Annotated in this window: 5 protein-coding genes; 4 read left to right on the top strand and 1 reads right to left on the bottom strand. The window is 66.0% G+C overall.

The window, feature by feature from the left end; translation table 11 throughout:
- Both Q0U08_RS17435 and clpS read left to right on the top strand, forming a co-directional pair.
- Positions 1-504, top strand: a 504-nt coding sequence (locus Q0U08_RS17435) for a phasin family protein (protein WP_298092900.1), incomplete at its 5' end; no start/stop codon positions are given.
- 209 nt (positions 505-713) lie between these two features.
- Entirely contained in the window at positions 714-1,070 is a 357-nt protein-coding gene (gene clpS, locus Q0U08_RS17430) for an ATP-dependent Clp protease adapter ClpS (RefSeq protein WP_112384142.1), read from the top strand.
- A 33-nt stretch (positions 1,071-1,103) separates the two neighbouring features.
- On the opposite strand, the gene Q0U08_RS17425 is transcribed toward clpS, so the two are convergent.
- Positions 1,104-1,838, bottom strand: a complete 735-nt coding sequence (locus tag Q0U08_RS17425) for a Crp/Fnr family transcriptional regulator (RefSeq protein ID WP_298092899.1) — start codon at positions 1,836-1,838, stop codon at positions 1,104-1,106.
- A gap of 120 nt (positions 1,839-1,958) precedes the next feature.
- On the opposite strand from Q0U08_RS17425, the gene murA reads away from it, so the two are divergent.
- Complete coding sequence (gene murA / locus Q0U08_RS17420) at positions 1,959-3,242, top strand: UDP-N-acetylglucosamine 1-carboxyvinyltransferase (protein ID WP_298092898.1); 1,284 nt, start codon at positions 1,959-1,961, stop codon at positions 3,240-3,242.
- Positions 3,243-3,389: 147 nt separating this feature from the next.
- Positions 3,390-5,465 carry a catalase gene (locus tag Q0U08_RS17415; RefSeq protein ID WP_298092897.1) on the top strand — a complete coding sequence of 692 codons (2,076 nt, stop codon included), beginning with the start codon at positions 3,390-3,392 and terminating at the stop codon, positions 5,463-5,465.
- Positions 5,466-5,505 lie beyond the last annotated feature (40 nt).

The raw sequence follows: 5,505 nt of genomic DNA, 5'->3' as shown, positions 1-5,505 counted from the left end.
GAGCCGGACCAACCGACTCCCCCGACCGCCGCGGTTCCGGCGGAAATCGAAGCCAAGGAAGACGTGATGGAAGCGACGATCGAAAACGCCACGACGAAGACCCAGGCCATGTTCGGTGAGGCCTCGACCCGTACCCAGGCGGCGATGGACAAGAGCGCCCGCATGCTTGAGGACGCGGCCGCGTTCAACAAGGACAATCTGGAAGCGCTGGTCGAATCGTCGCGCATCGCGGCACGCGGCTTCGAGCATCTCGGCCAGGGTGCCGCCGACTATGCCAAGCGCAGCTTCGAGAGCACGACCCAGGCGTGGAAGACGCTGGCCAGCGCCAAGTCGCCGACCGAGTTCATGAAGCTGCAGTCGGATTATGCCCGCACCAGCTTCGACACGCTGGTCGCCGAAACGTCGAAGTCGACCGAGACGATGCTGAAGCTGGCCGGCGAGATCGCCCAGCCGCTCAGCAACCGCTTCGCGGTCGCCGCCGAAAAGATGAAGATCAGCGCCTGACGCGCACCGCTCGGGCGCCGGGCTTCAGGCACGGGGCCTTGGGCAATGGGGCGGTCGTCCAACCGGACGGCCGCCCTTTTCTTTGATCCACGCCAGCGCGAAATGCGGCCGCTGCCGGATGAATCGCCGCATCCGCCGGTTCAGCCCCTTGTGCCGGCCCCCGCGCATGCCATATTTTCAATCCTGTCATGCAGCGGCTTACAACAACCATGGCTGATCGCCGAGATGGCGACGGCACCGACGACGACGGCAATGGCGGCTCCGGGGGCGGCTCGGGTCTCGGCGTCGCCACGCGCACGCGTACCCGCACCAAACAGCCGACGCCCTACCGCGTCCTGATGCTCAACGACGACTACACGCCGATGGAATTCGTCGTGCTGTGTCTCCAGCGCTTCTTCCGGATGAACATGGAGGAGGCGACCCGCGTCATGCTCCACGTCCATCAGCGCGGCGTGGGTGTGTGCGGTGTCTTTTCCTACGAGGTGGCGGAAACCAAGGTCGGCCAGGTGATCGACTTCGCCCGCGCCAACCAGCACCCCCTGCAATGCACGCTGGAAAAGGCCTGACCCCCCTGTTCCGAAGGGTCTAGGGCCGGTCACCTACCGCCCCGGCGGCAGCCATCCCAGGTCCAGCTTGTTGTACCGGTCGACATAATTGGTCTCGCGCGCCAGCGCGGCCTCGTCGCGGATCACGACGCGCCCTGATTCGCGCGCGATCATCCCGTCTTCCTCCAACTGCCGCAGCATCCGGTTGACGTGTACCGCGGTCAGCCCCGTCGCATCGCCAATCTCTTCTTGCGTCAGGCGCAGGGGGAAGATCGCGTCGATATCCATGTCGGCGTGCCGCATCCGGTTGCGCAGGTCGAGCAGCAACGTCGCGACACGCGCCCGCGCCGATGTCCGCCCCAGCCCCGCCATCCGGTCCGTCGCCGCCACCCGCTCGATTTGGTTCAGCACCAGCAGCAGGCAGAGTAATCGCGGATGCTCCTCCGACAGTCGCGCGATCGCCGGCCGGTCGATCACCGACAGCACCGCCGTCGACAAGGCCACCACCGTGTCCGGTGATCCGCGATAGACCAGCGCCGACAAGGCGAAGATATCGCCCGGGAACAGGAATCGCACGATCTGCCGGCTGCCATCGTCCAGCAGGACGTACGCCATCATCATGCCTTCGCGCACGACGAACAGCTCGTCCATCCGGTCATGTTCGCGCAGCAACACCGCGCCCCGTGATACGGTGCGCGTCCGCTCTTCCAACTGGATCAAAGTGTTGCGTTCACCCGGGGTCAATTCGACCAGTCGGTGGAAGCGATCGGCGAGGCCGCTGCGTGGCACTATTCCTATTCCCCCAATCGGCTCCGAGCCTTAGCCAAGGAAGGGATTTGCCTGCATTGATATCGATCAAGAGGGACAGGAGCCTTGGCGCTTCGTCCTTGCTTGCGCTAGGGACGGGGGATGGATCGCATTCTCATTCGCGGCGGGCAGCGGCTCGCCGGGCGCCTCCCGATCTCCGGTGCCAAGAACGCCGCACTCACGCTTCTCCCCTGCGCGCTGCTGACCGACGAGCCGCTGACGCTGCGCAACCTGCCGCGCCTGGCCGATGTCGACGGGTTCGGCCACCTTCTCAATCAGTTGGGGGCATCGACGTCGATCGAGGGCACGCGTCCTGACGAGTTCGGCCGGGTCATGACGATCCGCGCCGGCCGCCTGACCTCGACCGAGGCGCCGTATGACATCGTGCGCAAGATGCGCGCCTCCATCCTTGTCCTTGGTCCCATCCTGGCGCGCGCCGGCGTCGCGCGCGTGTCGCTGCCCGGCGGCTGCGCGATCGGCAATCGCCCGATCGACCTTCACCTGAAGGCGCTGGAGGCGATCGGCGCGCAGATCGAGCTGACCGCCGGCTATGTCGAGGCGTCCGCGCCCGGTGGCCGGCTCTCCGGTGGCCGCTACACCTTCCCCGTCGTCTCGGTCGGCGCGACCGAAAACGTGCTGATGGCCGCCGCCACTGCGGCCGGCACCAGCGTGATCGGCAACGCCGCGCGTGAGCCCGAGATTGTCGACCTGTGCAACCTCCTCGTCGCGATGGGCGCCAGGATCGACGGTATCGGTACCGAGACGCTGACGATCGAGGGTGTCGATCGTCTGCACGGCGCGACCTATTCCGTCATGCCCGACCGGATCGAGGCGGGCTCCTATGCCTGTGCCGCGGCGATCACCGGCGGCGACATCGAACTGGTCGGCGCGCACGCCCCCGATATGGAGGCGACCCTCGCCGCGCTGCGCGAAGCCGGCGTGACGGTCGAGGAAAAGCCCGGCGCGATCCGCATCAACGCCGATGGCCCGTTGAAGCCGCTGACCCTCTCCACCGCCCCCTTCCCCGGCTTCGCCACCGACATGCAGGCGCAGTTCATGGCGATGCTGCTGAAGGCGGAGGGGACCAGCGTGCTGACCGAAACGATCTTCGAAAACCGCTACATGCACGTCCCCGAACTCGCCCGCATGGGCGCCAACGTGCAGGTCCACGGCCGCACCGCAATGGTGAAGGGCGGCGAGCCGCTGGTCGGCGCCCCCGTCATGGCGACCGACCTGCGCGCCTCGATGAGCCTCATCATCGCCGGCCTCGCTGCGGAGGGCGAAACCTCCGTCGCCCGCGTCTATCACCTCGACCGCGGTTACGAGCGCCTGGAGGAAAAACTCTCCGCCGTCGGCGCCGACATCGAACGCGTCAGCGACGGCTGACCCCACCTACTCCCTCTCCCCTTCGGGGAGAGGGGCCACCCAGCAGTGCGACACCCCGAGCGTCACCCCAAAAGCAATCGATTCGCAACAGGCTCCATTCGGCACCCCGCTCGTTGAGCGAGGCAAAGCCTTACCTGGAGCAATATCATGGATCATGACGCCCTGAACGCCGGCAACGGCGGCGAGACGCATCAGCGCACCGACGCCGATCATCCGGTCCTCACGACAAACCAGGGCGTCGCGATCGCCGACAATCAGAACCAGCTCAAGGCTGGCCCGCGCGGTCCCGTGCTCCTCGAGGACCATGTCTACCGCGAGAAGATCAACCATTTCGATCACGAACGTATTCCGGAGCGGATCGTCCACGCCCGCGGCACCGGCGCGCACGGCTATTTCGAGCTGACCGAATCGCTCTCCAACATCACCACCGCCGACCTCTTCCAGCGCCCCGGCGAGCGCGTGCCGGTCTTCACCCGCTTCTCCACGGTCGCGGGCGGCGCCGGCTCGGTAGATACCCCGCGCGACGTGCGCGGCTTCGCGGTGAAATTCTACACCAAGCAGGGCAACTGGGATCTCGTCGGCAACAACATCCCGGTCTTCTTCATCCAGGACGCGATCAAGTTCCCCGACCTGATCCACGCCGCCAAGATGGAGGCGGATCGCGGCTATCCGCAGGCCGCGACCGCGCACGACACCTTCTGGGACTTCATCTCGCTGATGCCCGAATCGACCCACATGATCATGTGGGCGATGTCGGACCGCACCCTGCCGCGCAGCTTCGCGACGATGGAGGGCTTTGGCATCCACACCTTCCGCTTCGTCAACAAGGCGGGCCAGTCGACCTTTGTGAAGTTCCACTGGAAGCCCAAGGCGGGCCTGCAATCGACCGTCTGGGACGAGACGGTGAAGATCGCCGGCGCCGATCCCGATTTCCAGCGCCGCGACCTGTTCGAGCGGATCGGCCGCGGCGACTTCCCCGAATGGGAGCTGGGCGTGCAGCTCTTCGACGAGGAATTCGCCAACGCGCAGCCCTATGACGTGCTCGATTCGACCAAGATCATTCCGGAGGAAATCCTCCCGGTGAAGATCGTCGGCCGCATGGTGCTCGACCGTTATCCCGACAATTTCTTCGCGGAGACCGAGCAGGTCGCCTATTGCCCCAGCAACGTCGTGCCGGGCATCGACTTCACCAACGATCCGCTGCTCCAGGGCCGGCTCTTTTCCTATCTCGACACGCAGCTATCGCGTCTCGGCGGGGTCAATTTCACCCAGATCCCGGTCAACCAGCCGAAGAACGTTCCCGGCGATCACCCCTTCGCCAACCTCCAGCGCGATGGCCACATGCAGATGCAGGTGTTCAAGGGCCGCGCCAATTACGAGCCCAACAGCCTGCATCTGGCGGGCGAACCCGGCGGCCCGCGCGAAGACCCCGCTGGCTTCAAGACCTACCCGTCGGAGGAAGAGGGCGCCAAGCTGCGTATCCGCCCCGAAAGCTTCGCCGATCATTACAGCCAGGCGCGCCTGTTCTTCCGCTCGCTCGACCCGGCCGAGCAGGCCCATCTCGCCTCCGCGATCGTGTTCGAGCTGTCCAAGGTGTCGCTGGAACATGTCCGCATCCAGATGATGGCGAATCTGCGCAACGTCGATGAGGCGCTGGCGACCCGCGTCGCCGATGGCCTCGCCATGGACCTGCCCGAAGCATCGCCCACCGCCGCCCCGGTGATCGACATGGATGTCTCTCCTGCGCTGCGCATCATCCGCGGTCCGCTGGAAAAGCATACGCTGAAGGGCCGCACCGTCGGCATCCTGATCGCCGACGGCACCGATGCGGCCGAGTTCAAAGCGGTGAAGTCCGGTGTCGAGGATGCCGGCGGCACCCCGATGCTGATCGCCCCCAAGGTCGGCGCCGTGCCGCTCTCCGACGGGTCGAAGGTCAAGGCCGATGCGCAACTGTTCGGCCAGCCCTCCGTCACCGTCGATGCGATCGCGGTAATCCTGAGCGAAGACGCCTGCGCCAAGCTGGTCAAGGAAGGCGCCGCCGTGCAGTTCGTCATGGATGCCTTCGGCCACCTGAAGGCGATCGGCCGCAACGCCGCCTCGCAACCCTTGCTCGACAAGGCCGGCGTAGAACCCGACGAAGGCGTGGTCGCGCTGGACGCCTTCATAAACGCCGCCAAAAAACGCTACTGGGACCGCGAACCCAACGTCCGCACCCTGGCCTGATACCCGAAAAGCCCCTCCCCTTCAGGGGAGGGGCTGGGGG

Source organism: uncultured Sphingomonas sp., assembly GCF_946477935.1.
Lineage (GTDB): Bacteria > Pseudomonadota > Alphaproteobacteria > Sphingomonadales > Sphingomonadaceae > Sphingomonas.
Note: the sequence above shows the minus strand (reverse complement) of the source record. Positions and strands in the feature narration are given on the sequence as shown.